Source organism: Micromonospora sp. ATLC20, from assembly GCF_057196585.1.
In genome coordinates, this window is the sequence record NZ_JBXUOV010000021.1 from 33,431 (window position 1) to 52,892 (window position 19,462).

22 protein-coding genes are annotated in these 19,462 nt (G+C 74.3%); 14 read left to right on the forward strand and 8 right to left on the reverse strand.

Going from position 1 to position 19,462, the window contains the following annotated elements; all coding sequences use genetic code 11:
- Window positions 1–37: 37 nt before the first annotated feature.
- From AC2CHG_RS07540 to AC2CHG_RS07550, 3 genes are all read left to right on the forward strand, one after another.
- Window positions 38–499: an SRPBCC family protein gene (locus tag AC2CHG_RS07540; RefSeq protein WP_262012321.1), complete on the forward strand. Its 462-nt coding sequence runs from the start codon at window positions 38–40 to the stop codon at window positions 497–499.
- A gap of 101 nt (window positions 500–600) precedes the next feature.
- Window positions 601–864, forward strand: a complete 264-nt coding sequence (locus tag AC2CHG_RS07545) for a hypothetical protein (RefSeq protein ID WP_262012320.1) — start codon at window positions 601–603, stop codon at window positions 862–864.
- A gap of 165 nt (window positions 865–1,029) precedes the next feature.
- A complete protein-coding gene (locus tag AC2CHG_RS07550) occupies window positions 1,030–1,242 on the forward strand; it encodes a hypothetical protein (protein WP_018784964.1) in 213 nt (70 codons plus the stop codon).
- 1 nt (window position 1,243) lies between these two features.
- Here the strand turns inward: AC2CHG_RS07550 and AC2CHG_RS07555 are convergent, their stop codons facing one another.
- Entirely contained in the window at window positions 1,244–1,690 is a 447-nt protein-coding gene (locus AC2CHG_RS07555; RefSeq protein ID WP_013285386.1) for a hypothetical protein, read from the reverse strand.
- A gap of 163 nt (window positions 1,691–1,853) precedes the next feature.
- Here AC2CHG_RS07555 and AC2CHG_RS07560 point away from each other — a divergent pair, with 163 nt between their 5' ends.
- Window positions 1,854–2,216: a DUF6401 family natural product biosynthesis protein gene (locus AC2CHG_RS07560; RefSeq protein ID WP_262012319.1), complete on the forward strand. Its 363-nt coding sequence runs from the start codon at window positions 1,854–1,856 to the stop codon at window positions 2,214–2,216.
- Window positions 2,217–2,276: 60 nt separating this feature from the next.
- Here the strand turns inward: AC2CHG_RS07560 and AC2CHG_RS07565 are convergent, their stop codons facing one another.
- Entirely contained in the window at window positions 2,277–3,137 is an 861-nt protein-coding gene (locus tag AC2CHG_RS07565; RefSeq protein ID WP_355507706.1) for a mechanosensitive ion channel family protein, read from the reverse strand.
- Window positions 3,138–3,337: 200 nt separating this feature from the next.
- Here AC2CHG_RS07565 and AC2CHG_RS07570 point away from each other — a divergent pair, with 200 nt between their 5' ends.
- From AC2CHG_RS07570 to AC2CHG_RS07580, 3 genes are all read left to right on the forward strand, one after another.
- On the forward strand, window positions 3,338–5,491 hold the full coding sequence (locus AC2CHG_RS07570) for an ATP-binding SpoIIE family protein phosphatase (protein ID WP_484524425.1): 2,154 nt from the start codon (window positions 3,338–3,340) through the stop codon (window positions 5,489–5,491).
- A gap of 9 nt (window positions 5,492–5,500) precedes the next feature.
- The gene (locus tag AC2CHG_RS07575; protein WP_262012316.1) at window positions 5,501–6,178 is read left to right on the forward strand and encodes an HAD family hydrolase; all 678 of its coding nucleotides are present in this window, start codon (window positions 5,501–5,503) and stop codon (window positions 6,176–6,178) included.
- A 102-nt stretch (window positions 6,179–6,280) separates the two neighbouring features.
- Window positions 6,281–7,570, forward strand: coding sequence for a cation:proton antiporter (locus AC2CHG_RS07580; RefSeq protein WP_262012315.1), 1,290 nt, complete (start codon window positions 6,281–6,283; stop codon window positions 7,568–7,570).
- Window positions 7,571–7,588: 18 nt separating this feature from the next.
- On the opposite strand, the gene AC2CHG_RS07585 is transcribed toward AC2CHG_RS07580, so the two are convergent.
- A complete protein-coding gene (locus AC2CHG_RS07585; protein ID WP_357208688.1) occupies window positions 7,589–8,575 on the reverse strand; it encodes an NAD(P)/FAD-dependent oxidoreductase in 987 nt (328 codons plus the stop codon).
- 53 nt (window positions 8,576–8,628) lie between these two features.
- Between AC2CHG_RS07585 and AC2CHG_RS07590 the strand changes: the two genes are divergently transcribed.
- The gene (locus tag AC2CHG_RS07590; RefSeq protein WP_135239321.1) at window positions 8,629–8,853 is read left to right on the forward strand and encodes a DUF3072 domain-containing protein; all 225 of its coding nucleotides are present in this window, start codon (window positions 8,629–8,631) and stop codon (window positions 8,851–8,853) included.
- Between the two features lie 2 nt (window positions 8,854–8,855).
- On the opposite strand, the gene AC2CHG_RS07595 is transcribed toward AC2CHG_RS07590, so the two are convergent.
- Together AC2CHG_RS07595 and AC2CHG_RS07600 are read right to left on the reverse strand one after the other, a co-directional pair.
- Complete coding sequence (locus AC2CHG_RS07595) at window positions 8,856–9,356, reverse strand: metallophosphoesterase family protein (protein WP_262012314.1); 501 nt, start codon at window positions 9,354–9,356, stop codon at window positions 8,856–8,858.
- An 82-nt stretch (window positions 9,357–9,438) separates the two neighbouring features.
- Complete coding sequence (locus AC2CHG_RS07600; protein WP_484524426.1) at window positions 9,439–11,229, reverse strand: glycoside hydrolase family 15 protein; 1,791 nt, start codon at window positions 11,227–11,229, stop codon at window positions 9,439–9,441.
- Window positions 11,230–11,341: 112 nt separating this feature from the next.
- On the opposite strand from AC2CHG_RS07600, the gene AC2CHG_RS07605 reads away from it, so the two are divergent.
- The gene (locus AC2CHG_RS07605) at window positions 11,342–11,929 is read left to right on the forward strand and encodes a general stress protein (RefSeq protein ID WP_366619194.1); all 588 of its coding nucleotides are present in this window, start codon (window positions 11,342–11,344) and stop codon (window positions 11,927–11,929) included.
- A gap of 54 nt (window positions 11,930–11,983) precedes the next feature.
- Here AC2CHG_RS07605 and AC2CHG_RS07610 read toward each other — a convergent pair whose 3' ends face one another.
- Complete coding sequence (locus AC2CHG_RS07610; RefSeq protein WP_135239317.1) at window positions 11,984–12,568, reverse strand: DUF1684 domain-containing protein; 585 nt, start codon at window positions 12,566–12,568, stop codon at window positions 11,984–11,986.
- Between the two features lie 113 nt (window positions 12,569–12,681).
- Between AC2CHG_RS07610 and AC2CHG_RS07615 the strand changes: the two genes are divergently transcribed.
- The gene (locus AC2CHG_RS07615) at window positions 12,682–13,164 is read left to right on the forward strand and encodes a MarR family winged helix-turn-helix transcriptional regulator (RefSeq protein WP_262012311.1); all 483 of its coding nucleotides are present in this window, start codon (window positions 12,682–12,684) and stop codon (window positions 13,162–13,164) included.
- Window positions 13,165–13,175: 11 nt separating this feature from the next.
- Entirely contained in the window at window positions 13,176–14,162 is a 987-nt protein-coding gene (locus AC2CHG_RS07620; protein ID WP_355507696.1) for a pirin family protein, read from the forward strand.
- Window positions 14,163–14,206: 44 nt separating this feature from the next.
- Here the strand turns inward: AC2CHG_RS07620 and AC2CHG_RS07625 are convergent, their stop codons facing one another.
- Complete coding sequence (locus AC2CHG_RS07625) at window positions 14,207–14,332, reverse strand: hypothetical protein (RefSeq protein WP_013285371.1); 126 nt, start codon at window positions 14,330–14,332, stop codon at window positions 14,207–14,209.
- Between the two features lie 141 nt (window positions 14,333–14,473).
- Between AC2CHG_RS07625 and AC2CHG_RS07630 the strand changes: the two genes are divergently transcribed.
- Entirely contained in the window at window positions 14,474–16,063 is a 1,590-nt protein-coding gene (locus AC2CHG_RS07630; RefSeq protein WP_484524427.1) for a phospholipase D family protein, read from the forward strand.
- Here AC2CHG_RS07630 and AC2CHG_RS07635 read toward each other — a convergent pair.
- Window positions 16,012–16,758 carry a hypothetical protein gene (locus AC2CHG_RS07635; RefSeq protein WP_484524428.1) on the reverse strand — a complete coding sequence of 249 codons (747 nt, stop codon included), beginning with the start codon at window positions 16,756–16,758 and terminating at the stop codon, window positions 16,012–16,014. The two genes, AC2CHG_RS07630 and AC2CHG_RS07635, sit on opposite strands and share 52 nt — an antisense overlap.
- A 288-nt stretch (window positions 16,759–17,046) precedes the next feature.
- Here AC2CHG_RS07635 and AC2CHG_RS07640 point away from each other — a divergent pair, with 288 nt between their 5' ends.
- Both AC2CHG_RS07640 and AC2CHG_RS07645 read left to right on the forward strand, forming a co-directional pair.
- Window positions 17,047–17,868, forward strand: a complete 822-nt coding sequence (locus AC2CHG_RS07640; protein WP_135239312.1) for a SigB/SigF/SigG family RNA polymerase sigma factor — start codon at window positions 17,047–17,049, stop codon at window positions 17,866–17,868.
- A 133-nt stretch (window positions 17,869–18,001) separates the two neighbouring features.
- The coding region (locus AC2CHG_RS07645) for a helicase-related protein (RefSeq protein ID WP_484524429.1) at window positions 18,002–19,462 on the forward strand (1,461 nt) is incomplete at its 3' end.

The window sequence follows — 19,462 nt, forward strand, 5'->3', positions numbered from 1 at the left end:
ACGAGACACACACCGGCGGAACAGGAGGAACCCCGACATGAGTGGCGTTACCGAGCACGTGGACGTGGACGTCCCGATCCGGACCGCGTACGACCAGTGGACCCAGTTCGAGGAGTTCCCGCACTTCATGGACGGCGTGCAGGAGGTGCGGCAGGTCTCCGACACGATGACCCACTGGACCGTCGAGATCGCGGGCGTGAAGCGCGAGTTCGACGCCGAGATCACCGAGCAGCTGCCGGACGAGCGGGTGGCCTGGCGCTCCACCGGGGGCACCCAGCAGGCGGGCGTGGTGACCTTCCACCGGCTCGACGAGGGGCACACCCGGGTCACGCTGCAGATGGAGTTCGAGCCGCACGGCGTGGTCGAGCAGGCCGGCGACAAGCTGGGCGTGGTCGACCGGCGTGCCAAGGGCGACCTGGAGCGGTTCAAGCAGTTCATCGAGCGGCGCGGTCAGGAGACCGGCGCCTGGCGCGGCGCCGTCGACCGCCCCACCCCCTGAGCCACCTCCCCCGTACCCGAGTCTGGATGGCCGCCGGCGGTGCCGGCGGCCATCGCCGTGTCCGGCCGTTTGCGATCATCCGGTCCGGGTACCGCAGGGGAATGACCGACAACGACCGCCACGTGTGGCGCGACGAGGACCGCACTCCCCTGCACGAGCTGGACCAGGCCATCGCCCGGTCGGCCACGGACGGCCAGGGCGACGACGTCACCGCCAACGACGCCGGCGAGGAGGCCGCGTTCGGCCACGGCCCGGAGGCGGTGGACCGGGGCGCCGGCCCGGAGGCCGAGCGGCGTGAGATGACCGATGCGGACCGGGCCTACCGGCCGTCGACGATCGGGCGGACCGGCCCGGACGGCGGGTGATCCCGGGCGGCTGCGGACGCCCCGTGCCGGTGCCCGCGGCCGCCGGATTCATGCTCGGCCGAAACGACAGAAAGTGCGGTACGGACGGCCGGGAAAACGGACAGCCCATCTAGAATCGGCCGAACGGCTGACGGCACTCCCCCTGATGCGCGCAAGACTTTCGGGATGCAACAGGGCTCCGGTTTCCTCTCCAACCGTCAGCGCAAGCTCGCGTGGCTGGGCTTCCTGCTCGCCGCGATCCAGGCTCCGGTCTCCGCCCGGTTCACCGAGGACAGCTCCTGGCTGTTCAGCCTGGTGGTGGCGCTGATGGTCGCGACCGTGATCATCGCCGACGACGGTGCCCGTCGCCGCCCGGCCGAAGCACGCTCCTCCGACTGAGTCAGCGCGTGCCGGGGCGCGCCTCGTGCCCCGGCATCCCCCGGCTGCGGCGGCGCTCCTTCATCTCCGCCTCGTAGAGGTGCCGCCGGCCCTCGACCAGCTCGTCGCGGGCCTGCCGGTCCAGCTCCCGGAAGAGCGCGTAGTAGCCGTCGTCGAAGTCCTCGACGATCTGGAACGTCCACCGCCCGGCGATGACGTTGCGGCCGAGCAGTTCCCTGTCGATCCGCTCGGCGAGCGCCGGGTGACCGGCGGCGCGGAACATCTCCACCGCGTCGTCGAGCATCAGGTCGGCGTGCCCGATGAGCTGGTGCAGCTCGTACAGGTGGCCGCGGGCCCGCTCGACGCACTCCAGGGCCTCGCTGAGCTTGCCCAGCGCCTCGACCGTGGCGTCACTCACTCCTTCCGGGCGCCGGTGTGCCCGGTCCGGTCCGTCGGCCCGCTGTCCCATCGTGTCCCTCCGTGACCCCGATCGTGTGCTCTGCGTAGCGGACTTCTGCCCCCGCACGGGCGACTCAATCCCGCCGGACGACACGACGGCTCCCCCGGACGACCCGGGCATCCCCCGCTCGGCCGAGGCCGGCCCCCGGCGGGCGGCGTTAGCCTCGGACACCATGCGCGTGCCGAACAACCGGGTCGCGACCCGCCGCTCCGCGGCCGTGGCCGCGCGGACGACCCTCACCTCGCTGATCGCCGCCGTCGGCACCGCCGGCCTCGCCGCGGCCCACGCGAACCCCGGGCTGCTCGCCGAGGTCGACCAGCACGCCGCCGGGGTACGCGACACCCTCGACGGCGACCGCCGCCCGCTCACCGTGGCGGCGCTCGCCGGGTACGCCGAGGGGCTGCGCGACGCGGCGGCCGAGCACGGCTGGACGCCGCCGGCCGAGCCCGACTGGTCCGCGCCCGACTGGACGCTCACCCGCCTGCTCGCGGTGTGCCTGCTGACCCGTGGACTGGACCCGCGCCACCTCGCCTGACCCGGACACGGCTACGGGGTGCCCGCGATCACCCCGCGGACACCCCGTCACCCGTTGCCGTCAGCCGTTCGGCCGGCGGAACTGCTGCGTCTCGTCGCCCGCCTCGCCGGAGCGGTACGTGCCCGCGCCCGACATGGACGACTGCGGCGCCGCCGGCGCCGGTTGCCCGCCCCGGTCGGCCATCCGCCGCTCGTAGTCGCCGCGGCCGGCCTGCTGCGCCTGCCGCTGCTGCCGGATCGCCCGGGACTCCTCGGCGGCCCGGTGCAGCCAGCCGTCCCAGCGGTCCTGCATCGGCTTGATCAGACCACCACCGACACCGACGATCAGGATGCCGGCCACGGTGGCGAGGAACGCCACGAGCACCGGCGTGGTCACCGTGGTCGCGATGCCCACCTGGTTCAGCGCGGCGATGATGCCGAGCGCCAGGATGAAGATCGCCGTCACGTCGGCCAGCACCCGGCCGTACGAGAGCCCGCCGAGCGCACCCGAGATCAGGTCCCGGACGGCGTTGGCGATGGCGGCGGCGATCACCACGATCACGATCGCCACGAAGGCCCGCGGCAGCCAGGACACCACCCCACGGATCAGGTCGCTGATCGCGTTCGGTCCCCACACCCCGAAGGCGAACTGCAGGGTGAACAGCAGGACCGCGTAGTAGGCCAGTTTGGCCAGGATGTCGCTGGCGTCGTACTTGGTGCGTTCCAGGGCCCGTTTGACGCCGCCGCGTTCGACGGCGCGGTCGAAGCCCACCCGTTCCAGTGCCGCGTCCACGATTTTGAGGACGGCTCGGGCGATGAGCCAACCCACGACGAGGATCGCGATGAACGCGATCGCCCGCGGTACGAAGAGCAGCACCGACCTCCAGAAGTCGGTCCAGGCCGCACTGATGTCGACCTGTCCGACCGCGAGGGTTTTCGGCATGATGTCCCTCCTGTCGCGTGAACTGCGCCGCCCGCATACCCGGTGACCTGGGCAGCACGCCGGGCCGGACCGGGCCAATTTCCCGACATGACCCGCCGAACCGGCCGTGACCTGCCCGAACATCCGCGCCTGGCGGCACCCGTATCCGCCACGGACGCATGATCGGAACCGCCCGGCCACGCTCCGGTTAGGCTGCGGTCATGCCAGGCACCGTCGGTCGGGTTCCCACGCCGTCCGCTCCCGCACCGGGAGCGCCCACCGATCCCGTCGTCGGCGGGCAGGCGGCCGGGACCGCCCACCCGTGGGCCGGTACGCCGCTGGGTGCCCCGCACACCTGGGACCCCGCGGTCCGCGCCGTCGCGGACGTGGTGCTCGCCTCCCCGGTGCCGATGGCCCTGCTCCTCGGCGACGACCTGGTGGTCTTCTACAACGACGGGTACGCCGAGCTGATCGGCGACCGGCACCCGGAGGCGCTGGGGCGGCCGGCGGCCGAGGCGTTCGCCGAGGTGTGGCGCGACCCGGGTGCCGGCGAGGTGCTGGAGCGGGTCTACCGGCACGGTGAGCCGTTCCTGCAGCGGGAGGCGGTGCTGCCGGCCGACCGGCAGGGCCCGGCCGAGCCGGCCGTGTTCACCAGGGGCCACGGCCCGGTCCATGACTCGGCCGGCCGCATCGTCGGCGTACTCACCGTCTCGGCGCAGACCACCCAGCTGACCCAGCAGTTGCAGAGCCTGAGCGACTTCGCGGCGGCGCTGGCCGGCACGCTCACGCTCGACGACGTCGCGCGGGTGGCGCTGCGCTACTGCCTGCACTCCTTCGACGCCGACCGGGTGTCGTTCGCGGTGGACGAGGGCAGCGCGTGGCGGCTGGTCCGCCGCATCCGCGGTGAGCTGCTCGACGAGGCCGACGAGCGGCTGCCCCCGCTGTGGCGGCGGATGTCCGCCGAGTCGGCGCTGCCCGCGGTGGTGACCGCGCGAAGCGGGGTCGCCTCGTTCACCGCCGACGGGCAGCCGCTGCGCGGCGTCGCGGCGGACCGGCACGACGAGAAGATCCGGGCGCTGGCGGCGCTGCCGCTGCGGACGACTGTGGTGCGGGGCTCGCTGACAGTGGGCTACCGGACGCCGCGGCCCTGGTCGCCGGCGGAACGGGCGCTGCTGGCCGCGTCCGCCGAGCTTGTCGGCCAGGCCGCCGAGCGGGCCCGCCGCTTCGAGACCCAGCACGGCACCGCCCAGATGTTGCAGCGCAGCATGCTGCCGGAGCGGCTGCCGGACCTGCCCCGGCTGCGCATCGCCGCGCGCTACGACCCGGGCGTGGACGGCAACGCCGCGGGCGGCGACTTCTACGACGCGTTCCTGCTGCCCACCGGCGCGCTCGGTGTGGTGCTGGGCGACGTGGCCGGGCACGACGTGCAGGCCGCCGCCCGGATGGGCCAGGTACGCGCCGCGCTGCGCGCGCTCGCCCTGGTCGACTCCCGGCCGGACGCGGTGCTCGACGGGCTGGACCGGCTGGTCGCCAGCCTCGGCGTCGAGGGCGGCACCCAGGAGCTGTTCGTGACAGTGGTCTTCGGCGTGGTCGAGGCGGACCGGGAACTGGTCACGCTGGCCAGCGCCGGTCATCCCGCGCCGCTGATCCGGCGCGCCGGACCCGGCGCGGCGGTGGCCGAGTTCGTCGACGTGCCGCCCGCTCCTCCGCTGGGTCTGGGTGGGCGGGCGCGTACCACCACCGTGCCGTTCCGGCCCGGCGACACGCTGCTGCTCTACAGCGACGGCGTGGTGGAGCGGCGCTGGCAGGACCTGGCCGCCGGGATGGCCGGGCTGGGCGCGGCGGTGACCGGGGCGGCCGGCGGCGATCCGCGCGCGCTGTGCGCGGTGGCGACCGCGTCGGTGCCGGGCGCCACCGAGGACGACGTGGCGGTGCTCGCCGTCGAGTACGCGGTGCGCCCCAGCCGGTCGGCGAGCATGGAGGTGCCGGCCGAGCCGACCGCGCCGAGCCGGGTCCGGCACTGGATGACCGCGCAGCTCGGCGAGTGGCGGGTGCCGGAGGCAGTGATCGGCGCGGCGGTGCTGTGCACCAGCGAGCTGACCACGAACGCGCTGCTGCACGCCGGCACCGCCGCCCGGGTCGAGGTCGACCTGTCCGCGGAGCGGCTGCTGGTGTCGGTGGCCGACTCGGGCACCCGGGGTCAGGTCACCCGGGCGCAGACCGACACGCTCAGCAGCCGGGGCCGCGGGCTCGGCCTGATCGAGGAGCTGAGCGACGCGTGGGGCACCGACCCGACCGTACGCGGATCGACTGTGTGGTTCGAGATCCTCATTCCGGCGGGTGAGCCGCGCGTCGGCGACGCCCCGGCCGGGTAGGAGCCGGACATGGCCGACGACAAGCGACGCGGTGTCCTGTTCGACGTGGACGGCACCCTGGTCGACACGACGTACCTGCACACGGTGAGCTGGTGGGAGGCGCTGCGCCAGGCCGACCACCGGGTGCCGATGGCGCGGATCCACAGGTCCATCGGCATGGGCTCGGACAAGCTGCTCGACCACCTGCTCGGCGCGGAGCGGGACCGGGACGCCGACGGCCGGCTGCGCGACGCGCACGACGCGCTGTACGCGGAGTACTGGGAGCGGCTGGCGCCGCTGCCCGGGGCGCGGGAACTGCTGCGCGCCTGCGCGGAGCGCGGGCTGCGGGTGGTGCTGGCGACCTCGGCCGCCGAGCACGAGGTGACGGCGCTGCGGGCCGCGCTGGACGCGGACGACGTGATCGACTCGGTCACCTCGTCGGCCGACGCGCAGGAGAGCAAGCCGGCGCCGGACATCCTGGTCGCCGCGCTGGACCAGTCGGGGCTGGCCGCCGAGCGGGTGGTGTTCGTCGGCGACTCGGTCTGGGACGTGGCCGCCGCCGGCAAGCTGGACATCCCCTGCATCGGGCTGACCTGCGGTGGCACCGGCCGGGCGGAGCTGGCCGGCGCGGGCGCGGTGGCGGTCTACGACGACCCGGCGGCGCTGCTGGACGCCCTGCCGGACAGCGCCATCGCCACGCTCGGCTGACCGGCCCGTCCGATCGACGGGCACGCGCACGCTTAACCGGGCCCGCTTCGGGGCACTGCTGGACTCCGCCGCCCGGTCCACGGGCGACCGAAGGGTGGTGTCGTGGAACCGGTCGATGTCGCGTTCGCTCTGCTGGGCGTCGGTGCGCTGCTGGCCGGGGTGCTGCCCCGGATCCTGGAGCGACGGCCGCTGTCGATGCCGATCGCGTTCCTCGGGCTCGGCATGCTCGTGTTCGTACTGCCCACCGGTCTGCCCACACCTGACCCGCTGCGCTGGCCGGAACTGACCACCCACCTCACCGAGGTCGGGGTGATCGTCGCGCTGATGGGCGCCGGCCTGAAGATCGACCGCCCGTTGAGCTGGGCCCGCTGGTCGTCGACGTGGCGGCTGCTGGCGATCGCCATGCCGCTGTGCATCGCCGCGGTGGCGCTGCTCGGCTGGTGGTGGGCCGGTCTGGTGCCGGCCGCGGCGCTGCTGCTCGGCGCGGCGCTCGCGCCCACCGACCCGGTGCTCGCCTCCGACGTGCAGGTGGGCGAACCGACCGATGTGGAGGACTCGGAGGACGAGGTGCGCTTCGCGCTCACCTCGGAGGCGGGCCTGAACGACGGGCTCGCCTTCCCGTTCGTGTACGCGGCCATCGCGATCGCCACCACCGGGCTCGCGCCGTCCGGCTGGCTCGCCGAGTGGTTCGCCGTGGACGTGCTCTACAAGCTCGCCGCCGGGGTTGGTGGCGGGCTGCTCGTCGGCTGGCTGCTCGGCAAGCTGTTCTTCCGCGCCCCGAGCAAGCTGCGGCTGGCCAAGCACTCCGAGGGCTTCCTCGCGCTGGCCGCGACGTTCCTCGCGTACGGGCTGGTCGAGGTGATCGGCGGGTACGGCTTCCTGGCCGTGTTCGTGGCTGCCCGCGCGATCCGGGCCGCCGAGCGTACGCACGAGTTCCACTCAGTGCTGCACGACTTCGCCGAGCAGGTGGAGCGGCTGCTCACGGTGCTGTTGCTGCTGCTGTTCGGCGGGGCCGTGATCGGCGGGCTGCTCGCGCCGCTGACCTGGCCGGCGGCACTGGCCGGGCTGGCCCTGGTGCTGGTGATCCGGCCGCTGGCCGGGTGGCTGTCGCTGCGCGGTGCGCCGGGCAGACCGGCCGAGCACTGGGTGATCTCGCTGTTCGGCATCCGCGGCGTCGGCTCGTTCTACTACCTGGCGTACGCCACCAGCAAGACCGACTTCCCGCAGGCGGATCTGGTCTGGGCCACTGTCGGTCTCGTGGTGGTGGTGTCGGTGGTGGCGCACGGGATCGCCGCGACACCGGTCATGCAGTTGCTGGACCGGGAGGGCGAACGCACCGGCGAGGACACGCGGGCCGGGTCGGCGGCGCAACCGGTGGGGGCCACCGGCTGACCGGCCTTGGCCGGGTTCTCAGCCCAGCCGGGCGGCGAGCGCGCGGCCCAGGTCCCGGCCGGAGCGCCAGGCGGTCTGCACGCGCGGGCGGCCGAACGCGTCACCGGCCAGGCCGATGCCGTCGTCGTCCAGGTGGAACGTGGCGCTCCCGGCGTGCGCGGCCGGGGACGCGTACGTCCAGCGGTGCACGTGGCCCGACACCGCCGGCTCGGGGAGTCCGAGCAGGTCGCGGACCGCCTGCTCGATGGCCGGGCGGGCGGCGGTGGGCTGGAGCAGGTGCCCGGCGGCGAACCCGGCGGTGGTGTGCGCGACGAGCACCGGCGCGCCGTCGCCGCGCCGGTCGCCGTCGTCGCAGACCAGGCTGAGCACGGGATGGTCGTTGACGAACGCGCCACGGAAGTCCGCCCAGCGGCGGGCCGGGAAGTGCAGCACCCCGGTCAGCGCCGACGACCAGCGCTGCGCGGCGACCGCCCGGGTCGCCTCGGCCAGCGCCGGGTCCAGCAGCAGCGCGGCCTGCGGGCCGGGCATGGCGAGCACGACGGCCTCGGCAGCGGTGCCGTCCACCCGGGGGCCGGGATCGACTGTCATCACCAGCCGGTCGTGCGTCACCGGCAGGTCGACGGCGAGGTGTTCGACGAGCGAGCGCAGTCCGCGCGGCGCGGCCCAGCGCATCGGGCCGGTGACCGGCTCGCGTCCGCGCGGCCCGTACGCGACGAGCGTGTCGGTCCACTCCCGCGCCAGCCCGGCGTCCCGCCACCGGTCCACCACGGCGGCGAAGTCCGCGTCGTCCACGGTGAAGTACGCGGCGCCCAGGTCGGCCGGGCGGCCGTCGAAGCGCTTGCTGGCCATCCGACCGCCGGTGACCCGGGCCCGTTCGCGTACCCGCACCGGGATGCCGGCCCGCGCCAACTCGGTCGCGCACGCCACCCCGGCGATGCCCGCGCCGACCACCACCACGCCCGCCCGCTCCGCCGTCACCAGGTGATCGTAGGCGGCGGGCGGCATGAACCCGCCGGGCCGGGGGTAGTGGTACACCTGTTCGAGGAGAGGTGATCAGCATGGCCGAGCGCGCCAACACCAGCGGCAGGAACGTGAATCCGGACGCCGCCGTCAAGGACCCGGACGACTGGGTCACCGGCGACGAGCCGCCCACCGCCGCCCAGGAGTCGTACCTGCACACCCTGGCCCAGGAGGCGGGCGAGCCGGTGCCGGAGGGCCTGACCAAGGCCGAGGCGTCCCGGCGGATCGACGAGCTCCAGGCGGAGACCGGCCGGGGCCGCTGAGGTCAGCGCGGGGGCAGGCGGTGCAGTTCGACCCGGTCGAGCCGCCCCGCCGCCACCCGCGCGGTCAGGTAGGTGGCGTACGGCTGCGCCCGCCGGTCGGTGGGTGAGCCGGGGTTGAGCAGGCGCAGGCCACCGGGGGCGACGGTGTCCCAGGGGATGTGCGAGTGTCCGAAGACGAGCAGGTCGCAGTCGCCGTACGCGGCGGCGCAGCGCTCCTCGCGGCGGGTCTTCGGGCCGGTCTCGTGCACCACTGCGACGCGCAGGCCGTCCAGTTCGACGCGGGCCACCTCGGGCAGCCGGGCGCGCAACTCCGGCCCGTCGTTGTTGCCGTACACGCCGACCAGGCGGCGCGACCGCTCCTCCAGCGCGTCCAGCAGCGCCACGTCCACCCAGTCCCCCGCGTGCACCACGACATCCGCGGCCTCGACGGCCCCCCACAGCGCCCCCGGAAGATCCCGCGCCCGCTTGGGCACATGCGTGTCCGCCATCACGACCAGTTCCACCCCCTCATCCTCCCCCACCCCCGCTTCCCCGGGTCGATCATGAAGTTGGCGGCACTCAGGGAGATCGACTTCGCCGTCAACCTCATGATCGACGCGAAGATGCGGCGGCGGCGTCGGTGATGCGGCCGGCGGCGATGATCAGGCCGATGTGCGAGTACGCCTGCGGGAAGTTGCCGACCTGCTCGCCGGTGTCCTGGTCGATCTGCTCGGCGTACAGGCCGAGGTCGTTGGTGCGGGCGGCCAGCCGCTCGAACAGCCGCCGGGCCCGGTCCAGCTCCCCCGCCTCGGCCAGGCAGGCGGCCAGCCAGAACGAGCAGATCACGAAACCGGCCGGGTCGCCGTCCCAGCGGCGCAGCAGCCCGTCGCGGGACAGCCGCCGCTCCAGCACGTCCATCGTGGCGCGCATCCGCGGATCGTTCGCCGGCAGGAAACCGACAAGCGGCATGACCAGCACCGAGGCGTCCAGGTCGTCGGAGCCGAACGCCCCGGTGTACGCGCCGACCCGCTCGTTCCAGCCGTGGGTGAGCACCGTCGCCCGGATCCGGTCGCGCGCGGCGGCCCAGCGTGCCACGTCGGCGGGCTCGCCGATGCGGGAGCCGAACCGGACCGCCCGGTCCAGCGCGGTCCAGCACTCCACCTTCGACGACACGTAGTGCCGCTCCGGACCACGCCCCTCCCACATCCCCGCGTCGGGCCGGTGCCAGCCGCGCTCGGCCTGGTCGGCGAGCGTCCGCAGCAGGTCCCGGACCTCCGGCGACATCGGGTCGAGGTAGTACCGCATCAGCCAGGCGGCGTCGAGCACCTCGCCCAGCACGTCGTTCTGCCGCTGCCGCCAGGCGTCGTTGCCGACCAGCACCGGGCGGCTGTGCTCGTACCCGGCCAGGTGGTCGAGGTCGTGCTCGGTGAGATCCCGCTCCCCCTCGACGCCGTACATGATCGGCACCGGCTCGTCGCCGATCCGGCCCATCGCCCGCGCCACCCAGGTGAACTGCCGGTCCGCCTCGTCCGGGCAGGCCGCCCGCCACAGCGCTTGGAGCGTGAGGCTGAAGTCGCGCAGCCACACGTAGCGGTAGTCGTAGTTGCGGTCGCCGCCGACCCTCTCCGGCACCGACGTGGTGGCCGCCGCGACGACGGCGCCGCTCGGCGCGTACGTCATGCCCTGTACCGCGAGCGCGCTGCGCCGCACCTCGTCGCGGTACTCGCCCTGGTAGTCGTGCAGCGCCGACCAGGACCGCCAGCCGGCGACCGTCCCGGCCACCACCTCGGCGGCGTCCGGCAGCGCCGGTGCGGCGCCGGCGTACGTCGGGGCGTACCCGAGGGTGAAGCGGTGGACGCTGCCGGCGCGGGCGGTGAACCGTCCGGCGGCGGCCCCCTCGGCGACTGTCAGCGGGACGTCGGCGCGCAGTTCCAGCCGGCAGGCGCCGGCGGTGGCGGCCACCACCCCGTCGTGCTCGGTGAGGTAGGCGCCGACCCGGCCGTACTCGAAGCGCGGCGCGTACTCGACGCGCATCGGCACCTCGCCGGTGAGCCCTTCGACCAGCCGGGCGAGCACCCGCGGCGAGCGCATCCCGATGTCGTGACCACGCGCGCCGTGCTCCAGCGCCAGCGCGTCGGTGACGGCGACCGTGCCGGTCGCCGTGGTGAAGACGGTACGCAGCACCAGCGTGTCGTCCAGGTAGGACCGCGTGCTGGTGGCCGTGCCCTCGGGGCGGATGCTCCAGTGCCCGGCGTCGGAGTCGAGCAGCCGCCCGAACACCGACGGCGCGTCGAACCGGGGCGGGCACCACCAGTTGACCGAGCCGTCGCGGTCGATCAGCGCCGCGCTGCGCCCGTCGGCGAGGAAGCCGTGCTCGCTGATGTGTCGGGTCGGCACGGGTGTGGCTACCCGGCCCGGGGCACCGGCATGCCTCGCCACATCGGTCCGGGCCGGTGCGTTACCGCTGCCCGGCGCCGGGAACGCGGTGGGTTGACGAAGGAGGATGCTCATGACCAGACCCTCGACTCCGACCGCGGCCTGGCAACCCGGAATGCCGGGCAGCGACAACCTCCCGTCCGGCCCGGGCGGTCGCCCGACTCCGCCGAGCGGGGACGGGCACGGCCCGCAGGCCGGGGCACCGACCGTCACTATCGGCTCGTACCCGGACTATCCGTCCGCCCAGCGCGTGGTGGACTATCTGGCCGACAACCGGTTCCCGGTGGAACGTACCTCGATCGTCGGTACGGACCTCACGCTCGTGGAGACCGTTATGGGACGGCTCACCACGGGCCGGGCGGCCCTGCTCGGGGCCGGCACCGGCGCCTGGTTCGGCTTGTTCATCGGCTTGTTGTTCGGCATCTTCACCGCCGGCAACTGGCTGGCGGTGATCCTGGTCGGGCTGGTGATCGGCGCGATCTGGGGTGCGGTGTTCGGCGCTGTGGCGCACGCCATGAGCGGTGGGCAGCGTGACTTCACGTCGGCCAGTTCACTGCGTGCCGCGCAGTACGCGGTGACTGTGGACGCGGAGATGGCCGGTCAGGCTCAGCAGTTGCTCAGCCGGATGCACCTGACACCGACCGGCGCCACCGCCCGCTGACCGGCGGTACGCGACATAGAGGGAGGGCCCCGCCCGGGGTCCTCCCTCGCCGCGTCAGTGGTACGCCCGCTCCCCGGCCCGCAGCGGCACGTCCACCCGGTTCTCCGGCGGGGCCAGCGGGCAGGCCCACCTGTCGTCGTAGGCGCAGCTGGGGTTGTAGAGGTAGTTGGCGTCCAGCCGGACCCGGTCGCCGGGGAGCACCGTCAGGCCCCGGCCGAAGGTGCCCTTGACCGTGTCGGTGAGGTACCGGCCCCCGCCGTACGAGCCGTCGCCGCAGGTGCCGTCGCGCAGCGGCAGGAACAGCCCGCCCCCGTACGCCTCGATCCACCAGAGCGTCAGCGGCCCCCACGGCGTCTCGGCGACCGCCACCCGCCGGTACGCGACCACACCGTCCGGACCGCCGGTGTCGATGCGCAGCTCGCCGGAGGCCTGGCGCAGCGGCGCCTCGACCACCGCCGACGGGTCGGGCGGGTACCAGCGCAGTCCGGTGAAGCCGGGCCGGTCGGCGGGCGGCACCGGGCTGCTGGGGTGGGTGCGGAACAGCTCGTCGCGCGCGGCCCGGAATCCGGCCAGGTCGAGGTCGGACAGGTAGAGCCGGGCCACCCGCTCCCGCCAGTCGAGCAGGTCGAGATCGTCCATCCCCCGACCCTAGCCGGGTCATATCTTCAGGTTTGAAGGAGGTCTACGACGGAGCATAGGCCCCCGCGGCAGGAGAGCTTGTTTAAATTTTAAATAGTGCTACTCTCGGAACCATGACGGAGAGCCTGGACGCCGAGCGGATGGCCTGCTGGCGCGCGTACATCGAGTCGAGCCAGCGGCTGTTCACCCGGCTCGAGGACGACCTGCGCGCCGACAGCGACCTGAGCTTCGCCGACTACCACGTGCTGGTGCTGCTCTCCGAGGCGCCCGGCCAGCGGAGACGCATGGGTGACCTGGCCGACCGGCTGGTGTTCTCGCCGAGCCGGCTGACCTACCAGATCACCACGATGCAGAAGCGCGGCCTGGTGGCGAAGGAGGCGTGTCCGGCGGACCGGCGCGGCAGCGAAGCCGTGCTCACCGCCGCCGGCCTGCTCGCCCTGCGCGAGGCCGCGCCGCACCACCTGCGCTCCGTGCGCGCCCACCTGATCGACGACCTCGACGACGCCGAGGTCGCCTGCCTCACCCGGGTCTTCGAGCGGCTCGGCCGGCGCCTGCACGCCGACCGCACCGCGTCGTCCACCCCGGCCGACAACTAAGGAGCCCCGCGATGCCCGCGATCACCGTCGACGACGTCCTCGTCCTGCCCCGCCTGCCGAAGCTCGGCGAGGCCACCGAATACCGCTCGGTCCGCCGGGTCACCACCGCACCCAGCGGGTACGAGGGCGAGGGCTTCCCGGTCCGCCGGGCCTTCGCCGGCGTGCCGATGACCGAGCTGGACCCGTTCATCCACCTCGACCAGATGGGCGAGGTCGACTACGCGCCGGGCGAGCCGAAGGGCACCTCCTGGCACCCGCACCGCGGCTTCGAGACGGTGACCTACATGATCGACGGGATCATGGACCACCAGGACTCGACTGGTGGCGGCGGCACCATCACCGACGGCGACACCCAGTGGATGACTGCCGGCAGTGGCCTGCTCCACATCGAGGCGCCGCCGGAGCACCTGGTGATGAGCGGCGGGCTGTTCCACGGCCTGCAGCTCTGGGTCAACCTGCCCAGCGTCGCCAAGATGAGCGCGCCCCGCTACCAGGACATCCGCGGCCGGGAGTCGGCGCTGCTGACCACGCCCGACGGCGGCGGCCTGATCCGGGTCATCGCGGGTGAGGTCGCCGGGCACCAGGGTCCGGGCTCGACGCACACGCCGATCACCATCGCGCACGTCACGTTGCAGCCCGGCGCCGAGCTGAGCCTGCCGTGGCGGTCGGACTTCAACGCGCTGGTGTACGTGCTGGCCGGCCGCGGCACCGTCGGCACCGACCGGCGGCCGATCCACCTCGGCCAGCTCGCCGTGCACGGGCCCGGTGAGGCGTTGCGGATCACCGCCGACCGGACGCAGGACTCCAACACCCCGGCGCTGGAGCTCTACCTGATGGGCGGCCAGCCGATCCGCGAGCCGGTGGCGCACTACGGCCCGTTCGTGATGAACACCCGCGCCGAGCTGATCCAGGCGGTCGAGGACTTCCAGGCCGGCCGGCTCGGGGTGATCCCGACCGGGCGGGTGCCGCACACCGACGGCCAGGGCGACCGGCCCTGACCTGCTACGGGCGCCCCGGTTCGCCGGGGCGCCCGGCCGCGGTCTCAGGAGACGGCGAAGATCCCGGCCACCCCGAGGATCACCATCAACAGGACCGCCACCAGCGCACCCCGCTCCCCCTCCACCGCCTGGTCGCGGTCGGTCACGGTGTTCGTCGTCTCGGCGGGCATGTCGGTGCCTCCTCGGTATCGCGATCCAGGGGTCCGGCGCACCCCTGACGCGCGGCACCGACGCCGACCTGCTGCTCGACGTGCGGGGCCCTGCCGGGGGTCCTACCGTGTGAGGACGTCGTCGACCTCGGGGGGTGGAACGTGACTCTGCGGGACTGGTTCCTCACCGCACAGGAACGCGCCAACCCGGGGTCTGAGTTACCCGTCTGGGCCGATGGAAACCTCGCCGAGCCGTTGATTCACGGTGCCGCGTACTTCGACCGCCTGGTCAGCGAGGTGGAGGCGCTGTCCGCGGGCGACCATCTGTTCTTCACCGACTGGCGTGGTGACCCGGACGAGCGGATGCGCCCGGACGGCCCCACGGTGGCGCAGTTGTTCGCGCAGGCCGCCCAGCGCGGCGTCATCGTCAAGGGCCTGCTCTGGCGCTCCCACCTCGACACGCTCTCCTACAGCGAGGCGGAGAACCGCGACCTCAGCGCGGCGATCCGCGCGGCCGGCGGCGAGGTGCTGCTCGACCAGCGGGTCCGGCGCGGCGGCTCGCACCACCAGAAGCTCGTGGTGCTGCGCCGGCCCGGCGACCCGAGCCGCGACATCGCCTTCGCCGGCGGCATCGACCTGTGCCACAGCCGCCGCGACGACGCCGGCCACGCGGGCGACCCGCAGCCGGTGGGCATGTCCCCCCGGTACGGCCCCACGCCGCCCTGGCACGACGTGCAGCTGGCCGTGCGCGGGCCGGTGGTCGGCGCGCTCGACACCACCTTCCGGGAGCGGTGGACCGACCCGATGCCGCTGGACTCGGAGAACCCGATGGCGTACCTGCGGGACCGGCTGCGCGGCTCCGACCTGCGCCCGGACCCGCTGCCCGCGCAGCCCGCCGACCCGCCGCCGTGCGGGCCGCACCACGTGCAGGTGCTACGCACCTACCCGGCGGTGCGGCCCCGCTACTCGTTCGCCCCGGACGGCGAGCGCACAGTGGCCCGCGGCTACACCAAGGCGGTACGCCGGGCCCGGCGGCTGATCTACCTGGAGGACCAGTACCTCTGGTCGACCGAGGTGGCCGAACTGTTCGCGCAGGCGTTGCAGGAGCACCCGGACCTGCACCTGGTGGCGGTCGTGCCCCGGCATCCGGACGTGGACGGCCGGCTCGCGCTGCCGCCGAACATGGTCGGCCGGGAGCAGGCGCTGTCGCTGTGCCACCGGGCCGCGCCGGAGCGGGTGCACGTGTTCGACGTGGAGAACCACGACGGCACGCCGGTCTACGTGCACGCGAAGGTCTGCGTGGTGGACGACGTGTGGGCCAGCGTGGGCAGCGACAACTTCAACCGCCGGTCCTGGACGCACGACAGCGAGCTGTCCTGCGCGGTGCTCGACGACACCCGCGACGAGCGGGCGCCGGCCGATCCGGCGGGGCTGGGCGACGGGGCCCGGGTGTTCGCCCGCGACCTGCGGCTGCGGCTGTGGCGCGAACACCTGGACCGCGATCCCGGCGGCGCGCAGGACGACGACCTGCTGGACCCGGCGGACGCGGTCGCGGCGATCACCGCGGCGGCGGATGAGCTGGAGCGCTGGCACGCCGGGGGCCGGGCCGGTCCCCGTCCGCCGGGCCGGTTGCGGCCGCACCGCCCGGAGCGGTTGCCCTGGCGTACGCGGCTCTGGGCGCTGCCCGCGTACCGGCTGGTCTACGACCCGGACGGCAGGCCGCTGCGAGCGCGCCGGGCCGGCACCTGGTGAAGGTCCGCCGGCTCGTCCGGCTCGTCCGGCACGTTCGGGCGGGCCGGGTACGCGAACGACACGCGCGGCGAGTAGAAGCCCCAGCACACGTGCAGCGGGTTGGCCGGCCGCAGCGCGTGGACCGGGTGCTCCGGCGCCGGGAACTCCACCGACTCGACCTCGAACGGTGACACCGGCTCGGCCACGTACGGATAGTCGGTGACGATCAGCTCGCCGTCGTTGCGGGTGAGGTAGCGGTGGTGGCCCATGTGCGCCTCGGTGCCGGTGTGCCCGACCCGGGCGGTGACCCGGATCAGCAGCGTGTCGTCGGCGGCCCGGGTCTCGGCGGTGAGCCGGCCGCCCCGCAGGTCCAGGCGGGTCTCCCCGGCGGCGGCGGGTGCGCCCCGCGCGGCGGCGTACCGCCGGACCCGCTCACTGGAGGCGAGATAGTGCGTCCACCAGCCACCCGGCGTCTCGCCGTCGGGCGGATCCATGTCCGCCAGTGAGACACCCAGGTAGGTGAGCGAGTACGCGCCGAAGCCGGAGGTCTGCGTCTCGTCGTCGACCACGTACTGGTTGACGAACACCTGACGCTGCGGGTGCGGGCGCAGACCGGCGGGCAGCAGGGTCTCGACCGCGCCGGGGTCCGCCGGGAGCCAGCTGAACAGCAGCGTCCGGGCGTTGATGACGAGTTGCGGCGCGGCGGGATCCAGCACGATGCCTCCGTTGACGTGTCGCTACGGACGCTACGGGCGGTCCCGTCGGCGGGACAACGACAGAAAGCCGACACATCGACCACCTGTCGGATTCTTCGTTGACCGATCGGGGCGCGCTATGCCCGGAAAAACGAGGTCCATACCCCGTCACACCTTAAGTACATCGTACTTTCGGCTAGATTTCCGCAGCACGATCGGGCTATGGTGGCTTCCGAACGTACTACCGACACCTAAACCTGAGCGTCACGTCTTTTTTCTTCCGTGGACGAGGTGCAGGGAGGACCACCCATGACCGCTCCCACGACCAGCGCCCCGGCGACCACGCCGGCCGGCTCCGCGAAGCTCGACCCCCGCTCGCTCACCGACAGCGCCGCCGACCTGCTCGCCGCCATGGCCGCGCTGCCGGCCGGCCACCCGTCCCGGCCCGCGCTGCGCGACCGCGCCATCGAGGCGTGGCTGCCGCTGGCGAACCACCTGGCCCACCGCTACAGCGGCCGCGGCGAACCCAACGACGACCTGGCACAGACCGCGGCGATCGGCCTGATCAAGGCGATCGACAAGTTCGACCCGTCGCGCGGCGTCGACTTCGCCGGCTACGCCATCCCCACCATCATCGGCGAGCTGAAGCGCCACTTCCGCGACCGCACCTGGGACATCCGGGTGCCCCGCCGGCTCCAGGAGCTGCGCCTGGCGATCTCCGACGCCAACAGCACGCTGCTCCAGACGCTCGGCCGCTCGCCCACGGTCGCCGACATCGCCGCCCACCTCAAGCTCACCGAGGAGGAGGTGCTGGAGGGCCTGGAGGGCGCCCGCGCCTACAACGCGGTGTCGCTGTCCACCCCGACCGGCGACGGCGAGCGGGCCACCGAGCTGGGCGACCTGCTCGGCGGCGAGGACGGCGAGTTCGAGCTGGCCGAGATGCGCGTCGCCCTCGGCCCGGCGCTCGCCACGCTCGACCAGCGCGAGCAGAAGATCCTCACGCTGCGCTTCTACGGCAACCTGACCCAGTCGCAGATCGCCGAGCAGATCGGCGTCTCGCAGATGCACGTGTCCCGGCTGCTGGCCCGGGCCCTGACCAAGCTGCGCGGTCAGCTCGACGGAACGTACTAGCAAAGGGGGTTGCGGCCGGGTCGGCGGACCCGGCGCGGCGGCCACCCGGCCCGGTCGGCGGTGCGCCGGCCGGGCCGTTCCGCGTTCCGGGGGCAGCGCGGACCGTCCGGCGGCGCGGTGCGAGAGTGGGGCCGTGCTCGCCGACATCCCGCTCGACCTGCCGGTCCGCCCGGTCCTGCCGGCGCTCGTCGGCGCGCTGCGCGAGCGCGGCGCCGCCGTCCTGGTGGCGCCGCCGGGCACCGGCAAGACCACCACCGCACCGCTCGCGGTCGCCGACGCGGTCCCCGGCCGCGTGGTGATCGCCCAGCCCCGGCGGGTCGCCGCCCGCGCCGCCGCGCACCGGATGGCCGCCCTGCTCGGCGAGCGGGTCGGCGGCCGGATCGGGTACGCGGTGCGCGGCGAGCGCCGGACCGGCCCGCGTACCCGGGTCGAGGTGGTCACCACCGGCCTGCTGGTCCGCCGCCTGCACCACGACCCGGAACTGCCCGGCGTGGACGCGGTACTGCTCGACGAGTGCCACGAAAGGCACCTCGACGCCGACCTGGCGCTGGCGTTCAGCGTCGAGGCCCGCGCGACGCTGCGCCCCGACCTGTGGCTGCTGGCGATGTCGGCCACCCCGCAGACCGACCGGTTCGCCGCGCTGCTCGGCGTCGGCGATCCCGCCCCCGTGGTACGCGCCGAGGCCGCGCTGCACCCGGTCGAGCGGGTGTGGGCACCACCGCCGCGCCCGGTGACGCCGCCCGGCGCCGGCCGGGTCGACCCGGCGCTGCTCGACCACGTGGCGGCCACGGTCCGCCGGGCGCTGCGCGAACGCGACGGTGACGTGCTCGTCTTCCTGCCCGGCGCGGGTGAGATCGGCGCCGTCGCGCGCCGCCTGGCCGACCTGCGCGACCTCGCGGTGCTGCCCCTGCACGGACGGCTGCCCGGGCCCGCCCAGGACGCGGCGCTCACCCCGGCCGCCGGACGGCGCGTGGTGCTCGCGACGGCGGTGGCGGAGAGCAGCCTGACCGTCCCCGGCGTCCGGGTGGTGGTGGACGCCGGACTGAGCCGGGTACCCCGCACCGACCTGGCCCGAGGGCTGGGCGCGCTGGTCACGGTGCCGGTGTCGCGGGCCGGGGCCACCCAGCGCGCCGGCCGGGCCGGACGGGAGGCGCCCGGCGCGGTCTACCGCTGCTGGTCGGGGGCGACGCACGAACGGCTCGCCCCGCAGCCCGAACCGGAGATCGCCACCGCCGACCTGACCGGGTTCGCGCTGGAACTGGCGGCCTGGGGCACACCGGACGGCACCGGGCTGGCGCTGCCCGACCCGCCGCCGCCGGCCGCGCTCACGGTGGCGCGGGAGACGCTGACCACGCTCGGCGCGGTGGACCACGACGGCCGGATCACCGCGCGGGGACGGGCGGTCGCGGCGGCGGGCACGCATCCCCGGCTGGCGCGCGCCCTGCTGGACGGCGCGCCCCGGGTCGGCGCCGACCGGGCCGCCCAGGTGGTGGCGATCCTCGGCGAGGACACGCTGGGCGGGACCGGGGACGACCTGCCCGCCCGCTGGCGCCGGCTGCGCGACGGCACCGACCCGGCCGCCACCGCCCGCTGG